12 protein-coding genes and 3 pseudogenes are annotated in these 17423 nt (G+C 72.1%); 10 read left to right on the top strand and 5 right to left on the bottom strand.

Annotation, left to right across the window (positions count from 1 at the left end; translation table 11 throughout):
- Positions 1 to 140 precede the first annotated feature (140 nt).
- The 4 genes from SSQG_RS07350 (at position 141) to SSQG_RS07335 (ending at position 5483) form a co-directional block, all read left to right on the top strand.
- Entirely contained in the window at positions 141 to 1232 is a 1092-nt protein-coding gene (locus SSQG_RS07350; RefSeq protein WP_003989095.1) for a quaternary amine ABC transporter ATP-binding protein, read from the top strand.
- Positions 1225 to 3843 (top strand): ABC transporter permease/substrate binding protein, encoded by a 2619-nt coding sequence (locus SSQG_RS07345; protein WP_003989094.1) that lies wholly within the window; start codon positions 1225 to 1227, stop codon positions 3841 to 3843. Before SSQG_RS07350 ends, SSQG_RS07345 begins: the two co-directional genes overlap by 8 nt.
- Before the next feature lie 342 nt (positions 3844 to 4185).
- A complete protein-coding gene (locus SSQG_RS07340; protein WP_003989093.1) occupies positions 4186 to 4767 on the top strand; it encodes a helix-turn-helix domain-containing protein in 582 nt (193 codons plus the stop codon).
- Positions 4764 to 5483, top strand: coding sequence for a helical backbone metal receptor (locus SSQG_RS07335; protein ID WP_003989092.1), 720 nt, complete (start codon positions 4764 to 4766; stop codon positions 5481 to 5483). Before SSQG_RS07340 ends, SSQG_RS07335 begins: the two co-directional genes overlap by 4 nt.
- Here SSQG_RS07335 and SSQG_RS07330 read toward each other — a convergent pair.
- Positions 5395 to 6547, bottom strand: a pseudogene (locus SSQG_RS07330) (TDT family transporter). The gene SSQG_RS07335 and the pseudogene SSQG_RS07330 sit on opposite strands and share 89 nt — an antisense overlap.
- A 70-nt stretch (positions 6548 to 6617) precedes the next feature.
- Here SSQG_RS07330 and SSQG_RS07325 point away from each other — a divergent pair.
- The gene (locus tag SSQG_RS07325; protein WP_003989090.1) at positions 6618 to 7547 is read left to right on the top strand and encodes a LysR family transcriptional regulator; all 930 of its coding nucleotides are present in this window, start codon (positions 6618 to 6620) and stop codon (positions 7545 to 7547) included.
- Positions 7548 to 7675: 128 nt separating this feature from the next.
- On the opposite strand, the gene SSQG_RS07320 is transcribed toward SSQG_RS07325, so the two are convergent.
- From SSQG_RS07320 to SSQG_RS07310, 3 genes are all read right to left on the bottom strand, one after another.
- Complete coding sequence (locus SSQG_RS07320; RefSeq protein ID WP_208865708.1) at positions 7676 to 8353, bottom strand: gamma-glutamyl-gamma-aminobutyrate hydrolase family protein; 678 nt, start codon at positions 8351 to 8353, stop codon at positions 7676 to 7678.
- A gap of 46 nt (positions 8354 to 8399) precedes the next feature.
- Complete coding sequence (gene eat, locus SSQG_RS07315) at positions 8400 to 9845, bottom strand: ethanolamine permease (protein WP_039932105.1); 1446 nt, start codon at positions 9843 to 9845, stop codon at positions 8400 to 8402.
- A 151-nt stretch (positions 9846 to 9996) separates the two neighbouring features.
- Positions 9997 to 10731: a FadR/GntR family transcriptional regulator gene (locus tag SSQG_RS07310; RefSeq protein ID WP_003989087.1), complete on the bottom strand. Its 735-nt coding sequence runs from the start codon at positions 10729 to 10731 to the stop codon at positions 9997 to 9999.
- 98 nt (positions 10732 to 10829) lie between these two features.
- On the opposite strand from SSQG_RS07310, the gene SSQG_RS07305 reads away from it, so the two are divergent.
- From SSQG_RS07305 to SSQG_RS07290, 4 genes and pseudogenes are all read left to right on the top strand, one after another.
- Positions 10830 to 12194: a glutamine synthetase family protein gene (locus tag SSQG_RS07305; RefSeq protein WP_003989086.1), complete on the top strand. Its 1365-nt coding sequence runs from the start codon at positions 10830 to 10832 to the stop codon at positions 12192 to 12194.
- A gap of 8 nt (positions 12195 to 12202) precedes the next feature.
- Positions 12203 to 13576 carry an aldehyde dehydrogenase family protein gene (locus tag SSQG_RS07300; RefSeq protein WP_039932104.1) on the top strand — a complete coding sequence of 458 codons (1374 nt, stop codon included), beginning with the start codon at positions 12203 to 12205 and terminating at the stop codon, positions 13574 to 13576.
- Positions 13573 to 14357 (top strand): annotated as a pseudogene (locus tag SSQG_RS07295) (3-oxoacyl-ACP reductase). Before SSQG_RS07300 ends, SSQG_RS07295 begins: the two are co-directional and overlap by 4 nt.
- 61 nt (positions 14358 to 14418) lie before the next feature.
- Entirely contained in the window at positions 14419 to 15327 is a 909-nt protein-coding gene (locus SSQG_RS07290; protein WP_039932103.1) for a DUF2510 domain-containing protein, read from the top strand.
- A gap of 17 nt (positions 15328 to 15344) precedes the next feature.
- Here SSQG_RS07290 and SSQG_RS07285 read toward each other — a convergent pair whose 3' ends face one another.
- Positions 15345 to 16547, bottom strand: a complete 1203-nt coding sequence (locus SSQG_RS07285) for an amino acid deaminase/aldolase (RefSeq protein WP_003989082.1) — start codon at positions 16545 to 16547, stop codon at positions 15345 to 15347.
- A 269-nt stretch (positions 16548 to 16816) separates the two neighbouring features.
- Here SSQG_RS07285 and SSQG_RS07280 point away from each other — a divergent pair.
- A pseudogene (locus SSQG_RS07280) lies at positions 16817 to 17423 on the top strand (hypothetical protein); the annotation flags it as partial.

Below are 17423 nucleotides of genomic sequence, written 5' to 3'. Positions count from 1 at the left end.
CCCCTGTGACGCGCCTCACTTGTGCGTTTGGGATTCGGGATCCAGGGGAGGCGCCGCCCCGGAGCGAGGCTGGTTGCGCATTTCAACTGTTTGCGCCCCTGTCCTCTCGCTGTTCTGTTGCCGTCGAATTTGAGGTGCACGTGTCAGCAACGCTTGAGGCAGAGAGCCTGTACAAAGTGTTCGGCAGGAGACCGGACCGGGCGGTCGAGCGGCTCAAGGGCGGGGCCGACCGCGAGGAACTGCGCGCCGAGGGCACGACCGCCGCCGTGATCGACGCGTCCTTCACCGTGGAGCCCGGCGAGATCTTCGTCGTCATGGGCCTGTCCGGCTCCGGCAAGTCCACCCTGCTGCGCATGCTGAACGGCCTGCTCGAGCCGACCGCGGGCCACGTGCGCTTCGACGGCCAGGACCTGACCACGCTCGGCGACCGCGAGCTGCGCCAGGTCCGCTCCAAGAAGATCAGCATGGTGTTCCAGCACTTCGCGCTCTTCCCGCACCGCAGCGTGCGCGAGAACGCCGCCTACGGTCTGGAAGTGCAGGGCGTGCCCCGCGCCGAGCGCGTACGCCGCGCCGACGAGGCGCTCGCCCTGTGCGGCCTGGCCGGCTGGGAGAAGTCCTGGCCCGACGAGCTGTCCGGCGGCATGCAGCAGCGCGTCGGTCTGGCCCGCGCGCTCGCCACCGACGCCGACCTGCTGCTGATGGACGAGTCCTTCAGCGCCCTGGACCCGCTGATCCGCCGCGACATGCAGGACCAGCTGCTGGAGCTCCAGCAGAAGCTGAAGAAGACGATCGTCTTCATCACCCACGACCTGAACGAGGCCATGCGCCTGGGCGACCGCATCGCCGTCATGCGCGACGGCCGCATCGTGCAGATCGGCACCGCGCAGGACATCCTGCTGCGCCCGGAGAACGACTACGTCGCCTCCTTCACCCAGGACGTGGACCGCTCCCGAGTCCTCACCGCCGGTGAGCTCATGGACACCTCGGTCACCGCCGACGGCCCCGGCTGCCAGTGCGAGACCGCCACGCCCGACACCCCCTTCACGCAGCTGTGCGCCATCAGCGCCCGGCTCTCCCACCCCGTCTCGGTCGTGGACAAGGACAACAAGCAGATCGGCGTCGTCCCCCGGCAGCGCCTGGTCGGCTTCCTCGGCGACGAGCCGGACACCACCCCGCAGCCCTGCGACTCCCCGCGGGACAAGGGCGGAGAGAAGGTGACCGCCCGTGCCTAGGGTTCAGCTCGGCAGCTGGGTCAACGACGGGGTCGACTGGCTCACCACCCACATGGCGTGGCTGTTCGACTTCTGCAAGACCGTCTTCCTCGGCCTCTACGACGGCATCAACGCCGTCCTCCAGGCCCCCGAACCGCTGCTCCTCGCGGGCATCTTCGCCGTGATCGCCTTCTGGCTGCGCGGCACCCTCGCCGGTGTCCTCACCTTCGTGGGATTCGCGTTCATCGACTCCCTCGAACTGTGGGAGAACGCGATGATCACCCTGTCGCTCGTCCTCGTGGCGACCGTCATCGCGCTGGTGATCTCGATCCCCGTGGGCATCTGGGCGGCCCGCTCGGACCGTGTCAGCGGTCTGGTCCGGCCGGTCCTGGACTTCATGCAGACGCTGCCCGCGATGATCTACCTCATCCCGGCGATCCTGTTCTTCGGCACCGGCGCCCCCGCCGGCATCGTCGCCACGCTGATCTTCGCGCTCGCCCCGGGCGTACGCATGACCGAGCTGGGCATCCGGCAGGTCGACAAGGAGCTGGTCGAGGCCGCCGACGCGTTCGGCACCACGCCCCGCAACACCCTGCTGCGCGTCCAGCTCCCGCTCGCCCTGCCCACCGTCATGGCCGGCGTCAACCAGGTCATCATGCTCGGCCTGTCGATGGCCGCGATCGCCGGCATGGTCGGCACCGGGGGCCTTGGCGGCGACGTCAACGAGGCCATCGGCCAGCTCAACGTGGGCCTCGGCTCCGAGGCCGGTGTGGCCATCGTGATCCTCGCGATCTACCTGGACCGCATGACCAGCGCCCTCGGCACCCAGGTCTCCCCGCTCGGCCGCCGCGCCGCCGCCAAGCTGCGCGCCGCCCAGGGGCTGAAGATCTGGTCGTACCGGCCCCGACCGGCCGTCGCCGTGATCGGTGTCGTCGTCCTCGCCCTCGCCGCGGGCGGCATGGGTGTCCTCGGTGGCGGCAAGGCCGGCACCGAGGCCGTTGCGGACGGCAAGAACGTCGGCCAGGGCAAGAAGATCAGCATCGGCTACATCCCGTGGGACGAGGGCGTCGCCTCCACCTTCCTGTGGAAGGAGGCCCTGGAGCAGCGCGGCTACGAGGTCGAGGTCAAGCAGTTCGACGCGGGCCCGCTGTACACCTCGCTCGCCCAGGGCGACGTCGACTTCCAGACGGACGCGTGGCTGCCCACGACCCACGCCCAGTACTGGAAGAAGTACGGCAAGCAGCTCGACGACCTCGGCGCCTGGTACGACAAGACGTCTCTGGAGCTCTCCGTGCCCGCCTACATGAAGGGCATCGACTCCCTGGAGGACCTCAAGGGCAAGGCCTCCGAGTTCGACGGCAAGATCACCGGCATCGAGTCCAGCGCGGGTGAGATGGCCCTGCTCAAGAGCAAGGTCCTCAAGGCGTACGGCCTGGACAAGGAGTACAAGGTCGTCGACAGCTCCACGCCCGCGATGCTGGCCGAGCTGAAGCGCGCCTACGCCCAGAAGAAGCCGATCGTCACGACGCTCTGGTCGCCGCACTGGGCGTACAACGACTACGACCTCAAGAAGCTCAAGGACCCGAAGGGCGCCTGGGGCGAGGGCGACGGTGTGCACACCCTGTCCCGCAAGGGCTTCAAGGGCGACGACCCGACGGTCGCCGGCTGGCTGAAGAACTTCAAGATGAGCGAGAAGGAGCTCACCAGCCTCGAAGCCGAGATCAACAAGGCCGGCAAGGGCAACCAGCAGGAGGCCGTCCGTGCCTGGCTGAAGCAGAACCCCGGCTTCGTCGACAAGATGGCCCCGGTCAAGAACGCCGGGGGCGGCACGCCCGCGGAGGCCAAGCAGCCCCTGGACGTGGCGTGGTTCCCCTGGGACGAGGACATCGCCGTCACCTACCTGTGGAAGAACGTCCTCGAACGGCGCGGCTACAAGCTGAACCTGAAGCAGATGGACGTCGGCCCCGTCTACACGGGTCTGGCCTCGGGCGATCTCGACCTCAACTTCGACGCCTGGCTGCCCTACGCCCAGAAGAACTACTGGGACAAGAACAAGGACCGGCTCAAGGACCTCGGCACCTGGTACGAGCCAACCTCCCTGGAGATCGCCGTACCGTCCTACGTGAAGGGCGTCGACTCCCTGGAGGACCTCAAGGGCAAGTCCGGCACCTTCAAGGGGAAGATCATCGGCATCGAGCCGGGCACCGGTGAGATGGACCTGGCGAAGAACAAGGTCCTGCCCGCCTATGGTCTCGACAAGGAATACGAGGTCGTCGACGGTTCCACCCCGGCCATGCTGGCGGAGCTGAAGCGCGCCTACGCCAAGAAGGAGCCGATCGCCGTCACCCTGTGGTCGCCGCACTGGGCGTACAGCGACTACGAGCTGACCAAGCTGAAGGACCCCAAGAAGGGCTTCGGCGAGGGCAACACGATCCGCACCATCTCCAACGAGAAGTTCCCCGAGGAGTACCCGCAGCTCACGAAGTGGATCAAGAACTTCAAGATGAGCGAGGACGAGCTCGGCACGCTGGAGAGCGAGATCAAGGGCCGCGGCCAGGGCCATGAGGAAGAGGCCGTCGCCGCGTGGCTCAAGGAGCACCCCGACATGGTGGAGCGCATGACGCCGCAGTAACTCCGCAGTAGGGTTTCCGGGGTGGGACGCGCCATACGGCGCGTGCCACCCCGGACTCGTTTCCACGAGCGGGATCCGGACAACCACAGAGCGCTACGCCACCCCCCGAACCCCCTCTCCCGCCCTGTTCCTCCCGTAGGAGGAATCCGTGGCCCGCCTGAGGGCGGCGGATCCCCTGGCGCGAACTGTGAGGTCGCGCGCCGCCCTGGATGACGTCGATGTGACGGGCGCATGAAACGGTTTGCCGAACATGCGTAGGGTGCAGACAACTCAGCATGGGACGTGCGCCGGGACACCGGCGCACCGGGAGCGGATCGACGGGTGAAGGAGGGAGCCGGAGCGATGGGCGACCACAAAGAGCAGCCCCTTCGGGTGGGCGCGGCCGTGCGTCGGCGGCGCCGCGCGCTGGACCTCACCCTCGCCGTGGTGTCCGAGCGCAGCGGCCTGTCGGTCCCGTTCCTGAGCCAGGTGGAGAACGACCGGGCGCGGCCCAGCAGGAGCTCCCTGGAGAAGGTCGCCGACGCCCTGCGCACCACCGCCGTGGAGCTCCTCGCCGCGGCCGACCCGGCCTGCAGCGTGGACGTCGTCCGCGCCGACGCCGTCGAGCCGCTGCCGCTGCCGCTGCCGCAACCCCGGACTCGGTCCCTGGTGCGCGGCCACCACCAGATGCACGCCTCCGAGTTCACCGGCGAGCACGACGCGGGCCGTGAATTCCAGTACCGCAACGACCAGTTGATGTACGTCGCCGACGGCGCGGTGGAGATCGAGGCGGAGGGCCGCGCCTACCGTCTGGGCCGCGGCGACACGCTGTACCTCACCGGCGGCGTACGGCACCGGTGGCGGGCGGCGGAGTCGGACACCCGCGTGATCGTCGTCGCCGTGGCGGAGCACATCGAGGCGGTCCGGGACCGGCCACGCCGGTGAGGGTCGTCTCGCTGGTGCCCTCGCTGACCGAGGCCGTGGCCCGGTCCGCGCCCGGCACCCTGGTCGGCGCCACCGACTGGTGCACGCATCCGCCCGGCCTCGACGTGGCCCGTGTCGGCGGCACCAAGAACCCGAAGACCGACCGGATCCTCTCCCTCGCGCCCGACCTGGTGATCGCCAACGAGGAGGAGAACCGCGCACCCGACCTGGCGGCCCTGCGCGCGGCGGGCGTCGCGGTCCTGGTGACGGAGATCCGCGACGTGCCGCAGGCCTTCCGGGAGCTGGCCCGGGTCCTGGGCGACTGCGGGGTGACGTCCCGGCCGCGCTGGCTGGACGAGGCGGAGGCCACCTGGTCGTCCCTGCCTCGGCCGGACACCCGCCGGACGGCGGTCGTACCGATCTGGCGCCGCCCGTGGATGGTCCTGGGCCGCGACACCTTCGCGGGTGACGTCCTCGCCCGCCTCGGCGTCGACCACCTCCAGGCGGCGCATCCCGACCGCTACCCCCGCATCCCGCTCGACGACCTCCGCGCCGGCGAGCCGGACGTCGTGATCCTCCCCGACGAGCCGTACCGCTTCACCGCGGACGACGGCCCCGAGGCCTTCCGCGGCCTGCCCTGCGCACTCGTCAGCGGACGGCACCTGACGTGGTACGGGCCGTCGCTGGCCGAGGCACCACGGGTGCTGGAGCGGGCGCTGCGAGCAGCTCGCCCCTGAGCAGCCCGCGTACGGTGCCGAGCGCCGCCGTGGCCCATGCGCCGACCAGCACGCCGTACAGCACGACCGCCGGCGCCGAGTAGGCCACGAGCCCGGTGTGCCGGGCCAGCGCCTCGGCGCCCGTGACACAGGTGCCGACCGGGAAGGTGAACGACCACCAGGTCATCGAGAACCGCATCCCGTGCCGCCGGGCGCGCAGCACATGGGCGGTGGCGAGGCAGAACCACAGCAGCGCGAACCCCATCACGGGCACGCCGTACAGCACGGCGAGGACACCGAAGCCCTCGGCGTACGGTTCCGGTACGACCCCGGGGGCGACGTCCGCGAACGCGCCGACGGCGGTGGTGGACTGGCCGAGCGGCCCCAGTACCAGGAACAGCGTCGGGGTGAGGGCGAGCGGCAGCGGCCCGCAGGTGAGCAGCCGGCCGACGACCAGCGGCAGCATGACCAGGGTCGCGAGCAGGCTGAGCCCGAACAGCCGCGAAACAGAGGAGGAGCAGCGTCGCCCGGGGCTGTCCCGGAGGCAGCCGGGGCACCAGCAGCGGTCCGACGGCGGCCGACACCATGGGCGCGACCAGCGGCAGCAGCCACACGGGCGTGGCCTGCCCCGGCTCGACCCGGTGCCGTACGGCCATCAGGTACGGCACGGCGACGGCCGCCGCCAGTCCGAGGGCCGTCCCGGCGCCGAACAGCACGCCGCCGAGCGTCACCGCGGCTCCCGTGCCGATCCAGTCCCGGCCCACGGTGAGGGCACCGCCGCCCACGGCCGGCAGGGCCATCGCGAGACAGCCGTAGAACGGGGCCGTCGCCGGGTCGAGGAGGTGTGCGCGGGCCTGGTCCCGGTGGTGCAGCCAGTGCGCGGTCCGGGCGCCGAGCAGGACCAGGAGCAGGACGAGCGAGACGGCCCAGACACCGGCGAGCACGCCGCGCAGCCCGGGAACGTGTGCCGGGAGGGCGGCTCCGGCGCCGGCGACGACGGCCGTGCCCATGACGGTGGCGTACCAGTTGGGCCCCAGGTGACGGACGGAGACGGCGCGCGGGAGGGGCCGGGTTGCGGTGACCATGATCCAACGGTCGGGCCTCGGGAGCCCGGCCACCAGCGAGTACGGTTCTATGGCGACATAAGCTGGGTTTATGAGCAACACGGATGAGCAGGCCGGTCCGTCTCCCACCGGATCGCTGGCGCACCGGGTGCCCGATCTGGGCGCTCTGGAACTGCTGCTGGCGGTGGCGCGGCTCGGCAGCCTGGGCGGGGCGGCGCGGGAACTCGGCATCACCCAGCCCGCGGCCAGCAGCCGGGTCCGGTCGATGGAGCGACAGCTCGGCGTGGCACTGGTGGACCGCTCGCCGCGCGGATCCCGGCTCACGGACGCCGGGGCGCTGGTGACCGACTGGGCGCGGCGGATCGTCGAGGCGGCGGAGGCGTTCGACGTGGGCGCGCAGGCGCTGCGTGACCGGCGTGACTCCCGGTTGCGGGTGGCGGCGAGCATGACGATCGCCGAGTACCTGCTGCCGGGCTGGCTGCTCGCGCTGCGGGCGCAGCGGCCCGACACGGCCGTGTCGCTGCACGCCGGCAACTCGACGGTGGTCGCGGAACGGCTGCTGTCGGACGAGGCGGATCTGGGGTTCGTGGAGGGGCTCACGGTGCCGACCGGGCTGGACTCGGTGGTCATCGCCCACGACCGGCTGATAGTCGTCACCGCGCCGGGCCACGCCTGGTCCCGCCGGCGGCGCGCGCTGGAGGCGTCGGAGCTGGCGGCGACGCCGCTGATCCTCCGTGAGAAGGGCTCGGGTACGCGGCAGGTCCTCGATGCGGCGCTGGGCGGGCTGGCTCGGCCGTTGATCGAGTTGTCGTCTACGACGGCCGTCAAGGCGGCGGCGGTGAGTGGGGCGGGGCCTGCGGTGCTGAGTGAACTGGCGGTGGGGGAGGAACTCGCCATGCGGCGGCTTGTGCGGGTGCCGGTGGAGGGGGTTGCCCTCGCGCGTGACCTGAGGGCGGTCTGGCCCACGGGGCACCGTCCGACTGGCCCCGCCAGGGACCTGCTGTCGCTGACGCGGGGGTAGTTTTTTCGCCCCCGCCGCCCCTACCCGTCCCATCCTCAGGGGGCTCCGCCCCCTGGACCCCCGATCGGCCTGGACGGCCTCGTCCTCAAACGCCGGACGGGCTGGGAGCGGGCGGAGCCCCCTGCCGCTCAGTCCGCTGCTGCCGCTTCCACCAACGCCCGCATCACTCGCACGTCCTGCCCCATCTCCGGATGCCACTGCACCCCCAGCACCCACCCCGCGCCGGACGGCAGTTCCACCGCCTCCACCGTCCCGTCCACCGCGTACGCCGACGCGACGAGTCCCTCGCCCAGGCGGTCCACGGCCTGGTGGTGGTACGACGGCACGGACGTCTCCTCCGGCACGACCCCGGCGTACAGACTCCCCGGCACCGGCTTGACGGCATGCTCGCCGAAGACGCCCACCACCTCCGCATGCCCGTCGAGGTGCTGCACCAGCGTCCCGCCGAGGGCGACGTTCAGCAGCTGCATGCCCCGGCAGATGCCCAGCAACGGCACACCCGCCGCAAGCGCCGCGTCGATCAGCGCCAGCTCCCAGGCGTCCCGCTCCCGCGCCGGCGGCCCGGTCCGAGGCTCGGGCTCCGCGCCGTAGCGGGCCGGCTCCACGTCCGGACCGCCCGCGATGACCAGCCCGTCCAGCCGGGCCACGGCCGCCGCGGCCAGTTTCGGGTCGTCCGGCGGAAGCATCGCGGCGAGGCCGCCCGCCCGTTGCACCAGCCGCGGATAGCCGGCCGGCAGCAGTGCGGCCTCCAGCTCCCACACGCCCCAGCGCGCACCGGACTCCAGATAGGTGCTGACACCGATCAACGGCCTGGTCACGGAAACTCCCTCACGGTCGACGCCTCGGTACACCTCATTCCCGTGCCAACTCTGCCTCGGCCGCCGCCAGTGCCGCGAACTCCTCCTCCGGCGCCTTCGCGACCAGCCGCTTACGGCTGTACAGGCCGAAGTACGCGACGGCCACGGCGTACACCACGAGGGCGATGACCGCCGCCGTCACTTCCACCAGGAACGTCGCCACCAGCGCCGCGCAGGCCAGCACCAGGGCGACCGAGGAGGTCAGGACCCCGCCCGGCGTACGGTACGGCCGCGGCAGCTCCGGCTCGCGGCGGCGCAGCACGATGTGCGACAGGGACATCAGCGCGTAGGAGATGGTCGCGCCGAAGACCGCGATGTTGAGCATCCGGGCGCCGTCGCCCGACAGCGCGGCCAGAACGAAGCCGATCGTGCCGGGCACCAGCAGGCCCAGGTACGGCGCCTTGCGGCGGCTGGTGAGGGACAGGAAGCGGGGCAGGTAGCCCGCGCGGGAGAGGGCGAACAGCTGGCGCGAGCCGGCGTAGATCAGCGAGAAGAACGAGGCCACCAGGCCGGCCAGGCCCGCGTAGTTCACGATCCGGCTCAGGGTCGTCGCCTTGCCGCCCGGCTGGAGCGCCTCGACCAGCGGGTTGCCCGCCTCCTGGATCGCCGCGGAGCCGCGTGCGCCGGCGGCGGCGAAGAACGTGACCACCGCCAGCACCACCAGGATGCCCATCGACCAGCGGATGGCCTTCGGCAGCGTACGGGCCGGCTCCTTGGTCTCCTCGGCGGCCAGCGGCACCCCCTCGACGCCCAGGAAGAACCACATGCCGAACGGGAACGCCGCCCAGATGCCGAGCAGGCCGAACGGCAGCCAGGAGCTCGACCCCGCGGCGCCGGAGTCGACCGGGATGTCGTCCAGCGACCCGACCGAGAAGTCGGGCAGTGCCGCCAGCGCGAACACGATCAGGGCCGCCACCGCGATGCCGGTGACGACGAAACTGAACCGCAGCGCCTCGCCCACGCCCCACAGGTGGATGCCGAGGAAGATCGCGAAGCAGACCAGGTACATCGGCCAGCCGGACTCCAGGCCGAACAGGCCCAGCGACTCGACGTAGTCGCCGATGAAGATGACGATCGCCGCGGGCGCGAGGACGTACTCGATGAGGATCGCCGTGCCCGTCAGGAAGCCGCCCCAGGGGCCGAGCGCCCGGCGGGCGAAGCCGTAGCCACCGCCCGCCGTCGGCAGGATCGAGGACAGCTCGGCGAGGGCGAAGACCATGCACGCGTACATCGCGCCCATCAGCACCATCGCGATCGCGAGGCCCCCGAAGCCGCCCTCGGCGAGGCCGAAGTTCCAGCCCGAGTAGTCGCCGGAGACGACGTAGGCGACGCCGAGACCGGTCAGCAGCACCCAGCCGGCGCTGCCCCGGCGCAGCGCTCTGCGTTCCAGATAGTCGTCGCCCTCCGGGGCGGGGGGTGTGAGGGTGGGCTCCTGGGGCATGGGCAGACTCCCGACAGGGCGGCGGCGGACACGGTCGAGCGGGCCGTGGCTCAATGGAATGGAGCCATACCTTTGCGGTGCCGACCGAGGGATGGCAAGACCCGTGCGTTAATCGCCCGTAAATCCTCACCAGGCGGGGACGCCGCCCGGATCAGCCGAGGAAGCCCCGCAGCAGCGCCGCCGTGCCCCCGCAGTGCTCGCGCATGATCTCCCGCGCCTGGTCGGCGTCGCCCTCGATCACGGCCTCGACCACGGCGGTGTGCTGCCGCTGGGAATGCTCCAGGTTGCGCACCAGCAGCGGGATGCAGTCGAGCAGGTCGTTGACCGTCGCGCGGACGGCCGCGTACTGGGCGGTGAGCGTGGGGGAGCCGGACAGCTCGGCGATGGTGAGGTGCAGCAGCGTGTCCAGGCGGCGGTACTCGGCGAGTGGCGCGTCGTGCGTGCGCGCCAGGGCCTCGCGGAGCCGGTCCGCCTGCCCCTCGTCCAGCCCGTGCGCCGCGCACAGCCCGGCCGCGCCCACCTCCAGCACCTCCCGGAACCGCAGCACGTCCTCTATGTCGACCTCGGCGATCCGGCGCCGCAGCTCGTCCTCACCGCCGGCGTCCGCGCGCGGCAGCACGAACGTGCCGCCGTACCGGCCGCGCCGCGACTCGACCAGCCCCTGGTCCTGGAGGACCTTCAGCACCTCGCGCAGCGTCACCCGGCTGATCCCCAGCCGCTCCGCCAGCTCCCGCTCGGCCGGCAGCCGCTCGCCCCCCGGCACCAGACCCAGCCGGACGATCTGGAGGATCTGCTCCAGCGCCTCCTCGAAGCCGTTGCCCGCCCGCACCGGCCGCAGCACCGGTGTCAGTCCGTCCCGCACCGCGCCGCCCGCTTCTTCCGACATGTGGCCGTACCCCCTTCCCAAGCAATGGTTCTCCGCAATACCTTATGGCTCCCGGCGGATCCAAGGCAGCGGATCCAAGGAGCCTAGGAGGCCTTCCCGTGGCAGACCGCACACCCCCGCTGAGCGTCGAGGAGCTGCACGCCCTCGTCGCCGGCGGCGAGATCGACACTGTCGTCCTGGCCTTCCCCGACATGCAAGGGCGGCTCCAGGGCAAGCGGTTCGCCGCACGCTTCTTCCTCGACGAGGTCCTCCAGCACGGCACCGAGGGCTGCAACTACCTGCTGGCCGTCGACACCGAGATGAACACCGTCGACGGCTACGAGATGTCCTCCTGGGACCGCGGCTACGGCGACTTCGCCATGCACCCCGACCTGGCCACCCTGCGCCGCGTCCCCTGGAACGAGGGCACGGCCATGCTCCACGCCGACCTCGCCTGGAGCGACGGCTCCCCGGTCGCCGCGGCGCCCCGGCAGATACTGCGCCGCCAGCTGGAGCGCCTCGCCGAACTCGGCTACACCGCGCAGGTCGGCACCGAGCTGGAGTTCATCGTCTTCAAGGACACCTACGAACAGGCCTGGGACGCGAACTACAGAGGCCTGACCCCGGCCAACCAGTACAACATCGACTACTCGGTCCTCGGCACCGGCCGCATCGAGCCCCTGCTGCGGCGCATCCGCAACGAGATGGCCGGCGCCGGCCTCATCGTCGAGTCCGCCAAGGGCGAGTGCAACCCCGGCCAGCACGAGATCGCCTTCCGCTATGACGAGGCCCTGGTCACCTGCGACCAGCACGCCGTGTACAAGACCGGCGCCAAGGAGATCGCCGCCCAGGAGGGCATGTCCATCACCTTCATGGCCAAGTACAACGAGCGCGAGGGCAACTCCTGCCACATCCACCTCTCGCTCGCCGACGCCGACGGCCACAACGCCATGGCGGGGGGCGGCGAAGGCGGCATGTCGGACGTCATGCGGCACTTCCTCGCCGGACAGCTGGCCGCCCTGCGCGACTTCTCCCTGCTCTACGCCCCCCACATCAACTCCTACAAGCGGTTCCAGCCCGGCTCCTTCGCCCCGACCGCCGTCGCCTGGGGCCACGACAACCGCACCTGCGCGCTGCGCGTCGTCGGCCACGGCCGCTCCCTGCGCTTCGAGAACCGGCTGCCCGGCGGCGACGTCAACCCCTACCTCGCCGTGGCCGGGTTGGTCGCGGCAGGCCTCCACGGCATCGAGCAGCGGCTGGAGCTGCCCGAGCCCTGTCCGGGCAACGCCTACACCGCCGACTTCGCCCACGTCCCCACCACCCTGCGCGAGGCCGCCGAGCTCTGGGAGAACAGCCCTGTCGCCAAAGCCGCCTTCGGCGACGAGGTCGTCGCGCACTACCGCAACATGGCGCGCGTCGAACTGGACGCCTTCGACGCCGCGGTGACCGACTGGGAGCTGCGCCGCTCCTTCGAACGCATGTGAGGCCCTTCGTGTCTTCCGAGAACCTTCTGGAAGTACTGAACCCCGCGACCGAGGAGGTCGTCGCCGCCATCGCGGCGGCCGGCCCGGCCGACGTCGACGCGGCGGTCACCCTGGCTACCCGGGCCCAGACCGTCTGGGCCGCCCTGGCGCCAGGCGACCGCGCCCGGCTGCTGCGCCGCTTCGCTGCCACCGTCGACGAGCACCTGGAGGAACTGGCCCGCCTGGAGGTCCGCGAGGCCGGCCACCTCATCGGCAACGCCCGCTGGGAGGCCGGCAACGTTCGTGACCTGCTGGACTACGCGGCCGGGGGAGTGGAGCGGCTCACCGGCCGGCAGATCCCGGTGCCCGGCGGCCTGAACGTCACGATCCTCGAACCGCTCGGCGTCGTCGGCGTGATCGCGCCCTGGAACTTCCCCATGCCGATCGCCGCCTGGGGGACGGCACCGGCCCTCGCGGCCGGCAACGCGGTGATCCTCAAGCCCGCCGAGACCACCCCGCTCACCGCGCTGCGCCTCGCCGAACTCGCCCTGGAGGCAGGGCTCCCGGAGCACCTCTTCCAGGTCCTGCCGGGGCACGGCGCCGTCGCGGGCGAAGCGCTGGTACGGCACCCCGGCGTCGCCAAGGTCGTCTTCACCGGCTCCACCCGCACCGGGACGCGCGTCGCCGCGCTCGGCGCCGAGCAGGTCAAGCCGGTCACCCTCGAACTCGGCGGCAAGAGCCCCAACATCGTCTTCGCCGACGCCGACCTCAAGACCGCCGTCGACCCCTTCTCGTTCCTGGACAACTCCGGCCAGGACTGCTGCGCGCGCACCCGCATCCTGGTCCAGGAACCGGTCTACGACGAGGTCCGCGAGCTGCTGGCCAAGGCGCTGGCCGACGTGGTGGTGGGCGACCCGGCCGACGAGAAGACACAGATGGGCCCGCTGATCTCCCGGCAGCAGCTCGACCGCGTCCGGGGCTTCGTGCCCGAGGACGCCCCGGCCCTGCGCGGCAGCGCGCCCGAGGGGCCCGGCTTCTGGTTCCCGCCGACGGTCCTCACCGGGGAGGCGCCCGACTCGCCGTGCGCCCGCGAGGAGATCTTCGGCCCGGTCGCCGTACTGCTGCCGTTCACCGACGAGGCGGACGCGATCCGCCTGGCCAACGACACCCCGTACGGCCTCTCCGGCTCCATCTGGACCCGCGACGTCGGCCGTGCCCTGCGCGTCTCCCAGGCCGTCCGCGCCGGCAACCTGTCCGTCAACTCCCATGCCAGCGTCCGCTACTGGACCCCGTTCGGCGGCTTCAAGCAGTCGGGCGTCGGCCGCGAACTCGGCCCCGACGCCCTGGCCGCCTTCACCGAGACCAAGAACGTCTTCATCAGCACGGAGGGCCCCGCACAGTGACCGAAGCAATTGTGTGCCGTCGCCTCGTCGGCCGTACGGCCGTCATCACCGGAGCCGGCAGCGGCATCGGCCTCGCCACCGCCCGCCGCCTCGCCTCCGAGGGCGCCCACGTCGTCTGCGGCGACGTCGACGAGGCCCGCGGCAAGGCCGTCGCCGACGAGGTCGGCGGTATCTTCGTGAAGGTCGACGTCACCGACGCCGAGCAGGTCGAGGCGCTCTTCAGGGCTGCCCACGACACCTACGGCAGTGTCGACATCGCCTTCAACAACGCCGGCATCTCCCCGCCCGACGACGACTCCATCCTGGAGACCGGCCTGGAGGCCTGGAAGCGCGTCCAGGAGGTCAACCTCACCTCCGTGTACCTGTGCTGCAAGGCCGCCATCCCGTACATGCGGCAGCAGGGCAGGGGCTCCATCATCAACACGGCCTCCTTCGTGGCCCGCATGGGCGCAGCCACCTCCCAGATCTCGTACACCGCCTCCAAGGGCGGCGTCCTCGCCATGTCCCGCGAACTGGGCGTGCAGTTCGCCCGCGACGGCATCCGGGTCAACGCCCTGTGCCCCGGCCCGGTCAACACCCCCCCTCCTCCAGGAGCTGTTCGCCAAGGACCCGGAGCGCGCCGCCCGCCGCCTGGTGCACATCCGGTGGGCCGGGTTCGCCGAGGCCGAGGAGATCGCCGCCGCGGTCGCCTTCCTCGCGAGCGACGACTCCTCCTTTCGTGAACGCCACCGACTTCCTGGTCGACGGCGGGATCGCGGGGGCGTACGTCACACCGCTGTAAGGCGGGTCCTGGCGGCCGGGACCCCTCACCGGCCCCCTGGGCCTAAAGTGCCGGGATGAGCATGACGCCTCCACCCGGCTGGTATCCCGATCCGCACGGCCCGCACCTGGAACGCTGGTGGGACGGCACCGCCTGGACCGAGCACCGCCGTGCCCCCGGGTCCCCGGCCGGGCCGGTGCCCACGTCCCCGGGCGGCGGCACCGGGCGGGCGAAGGCCGTCGCCCTCACCGCGGCCGGCGCCGTCCTCGTCGCGGCGGTCGCCACCGGCGCCGTCGTCCTCGGCGGCGGGGACGACGGCGGCGCGCAGACCCGGACCGGCCCCACGTCCGCGCCCCCGGCCACCGTCGCGCCGACCGGGACGACTCCCGAGGCCTCCGCCTCCGGGCCGTCCGCCGACGACCCGGCCGTGGTCGAGGACCAGCTCAACGGCGTCACCTTCCCGCTGCTCGACGGCTGGGTCCGGCCGCAGTACGTCGCCCAGAAGGACGCCGTCATGACGACGGACGGCACCTACGACTGCCCTGGCGACGGCACCGTCTGCCGCCACGGCCTCGTCCTCTCCCGCACGGTCACGTCGAACGACGAGAAGTCCACCGAGGCCCTCGCCAAGGAGGACATCTCCGATGCGGCCGAGCAGGCCTTCGACCGCGACACGATCGGCCGCAAGCCCTACGGGGGCATGGAGTCGCACGAGGTCGTCGGATCCGGGCCGGTGGCGGTGGCCGGCCGCGCCGGGTACTTCGTGCGCTGGCGCGTGCGGACCGCGAAGGGGCCGGGCGGCTACGTCCAGTCGCTGGTCTTCCCCTCCAGCGTCGGCACCGAGTCGCCGGTCCTCGTCCGCTACGTCTTCGACGCGGGCGAGGACGGGCCGCCGCTCGCCGACATGGACCGCATCACCAAGGGCATCCGGCCGGTCGGCGACGCGGCCACCGGCGGCGGCGTGGGCAGCAGCATCGGCCCGTCGGACTGACGGGTGCCGCCGTTCGGCTACAGGAACGTGTGACCCTCACCGCGGTACGTCGGCACGGTGGCCGTCACGGTGTCGCCCTCGATCAGGTGCAGTCGGTCGAACCGCTCGCACAGCTCACCGGCCTTCGCGTGCCGGAACCACACCTTGTCGCCGACCAGCAGGTCGTCGGCGGGCGAGCCGAGCAGCGGCGTCTGCACCTCACCGGCCCCCTCCTGAGGGTCGTAGCGCAGCCCCTCCGGCAGGTACGGCACGGGCGACCGGTCGGCCCCGGCGGCCCCGGACGCGGGGTACCCGCCACCGAGCACGGTCACCACCCCCACCCCCGGCCGCCGTACGACGGGCTGGGCGAAGAGGGCCGCCGGACGGCCGCTGAACGAGGTGTAGTTGTCGAACAGCCGCGGCACGTACAGCCCCGACCCGGCGGCGATCTCGGTCACCGCCTCCTCGGCCGCCGTGTGCTGCACCGAGCCCGTGCCACCGCCGTTGACGAACTCCAGCCCCGGCACGACGGCCCGGACGGCACGCACCACCTCGGCACGCCGTTCGGCGAGTTCACGCCTGGCCGCGGCCTGCATCAGCCGTACGGCACGGGACCGCAGCGGCCGTCCCGCCACCGCGTCCCCGACACCCGCGACATGGCCCTCGTACGCCATGATCCCCACGACCTCGAAGCCCGGCCGCCGGGCCACCGCCCGGGCCACGTCGGCCACCTGGGCGGGGGAGTGCAGCGGCGAACGCCGGGCACCGACCCGCACCCGCCCGCCGAGGAGCTTGAGGGACGTGTCCAACTCCAGGCACACGCGCACGACTTCACGCCCGCCGCCCCGGGACGCGTCGATCAGATCCAGCTGGGCCACGTCGTCGACCATCACGGTGACGGCGGCGGCGAGCTTGGGGTCACCGGCCAGTTCCGCGAACGCGGCTCGGTCGGCGGACGGGTAGGCGAGCAGCACGTCCTCGAACCCCGACCGGGCCAGCCACAGCGACTCGGCGAGGGTGAACGACATGATCCCCGCGAACCCGTCGCGGGCCAGGACGCGTTCGAGTAGCGCCCGGCACCGCACGGACTTGCTGGCGACCCGGACGGGCTTGCCGTCGGCGCGGCGGACCAGATCGGCGGCGTTGGCGTCGAAGGCGTCCAGGTCCACGATCGCGAGAGGGGCGTCGAGATGGGCTGTGGCCCGGTCGTAACGGGCCCGGTCGGCGGCGCGCGCAGTCATGGACGCAGCCTGCCAGACAGGATTACCGCAGGGTAGGGGGACGTTCCGGGCAGATGCCCCGGCGTCGTGGACTGGTTCCCGTTCACGCAGGAACACGCCGTAGAGTGACGCGCACGTACGGCGGAACGACACCGGCCGGAGGTCCGCTCCGGGATGACGATCCGTCCGTACGGGTATGTGTGCCCGGGACGACTCCGTGCCGGGCCTCGGGCAGCACGACACCGGCCCGCGCAGCACGAGCGGCCCGGGCACGAGGAAACGGGGGGTGCATGAGCACGGAAGCACAGCGTGCCTCTTTCCTTCCTCGCCCCAGCGCCCCACCACGCCCCTCACACCCACCGACCGCACCGGAAGCCACCAGGACGGACCGGCCGGACACCCCGCCCGAACCTTCCCGACCGCCCGCGGACAAGGCGACGCCGGCCAAGGACGGCCGCGGGCGTCCCGGCACCGGCGACACGTCCCCGGGCGAGGCCCCCTCGACCCCGGCCGCCGGCATCGACGGGCACCCACGTACACCCGGTTCGGTCTCCTCCGGCTCGAACGGGCAGACCCGCACGGACGGTCCCGCGTTCTCCGGTTCGGCCGGTGTGTCGAGCAGGCGCCCTCGCACGGGCGGTCCGGGCACCTCCGGTTCGGTCGGTGGCGCGGACCGGAACACCCGCACCTCGGGCCGGGCGTCCTCCGGCTCGGCCGGGGCCGCCCGTTTCCCGAGCGTCGGTCCCACCGCCGAGCCCACCATCCCGGAGCGCACCGAGCCCGGCACTCCCACCGTGCCCCGGCGCACCGAGCCCAGGACACCGCCCCCGCCCCGCGCCTCCGCGCGTTTCCCGGACGCGCCGCCCGGCGTCGGCGGCGAGACCCGGCCCGGTGCGG

Origin of the sequence: Streptomyces viridochromogenes DSM 40736 (genome assembly GCF_000158955.1) — a bacterium.
In the GTDB taxonomy this organism is placed as follows: Bacteria; Actinomycetota; Actinomycetes; order Streptomycetales; family Streptomycetaceae; genus Streptomyces; species Streptomyces venetus.
The sequence above is the reverse complement of the archived record's forward strand: the minus strand, read 5'-3'. Positions and strand labels throughout refer to the sequence as shown.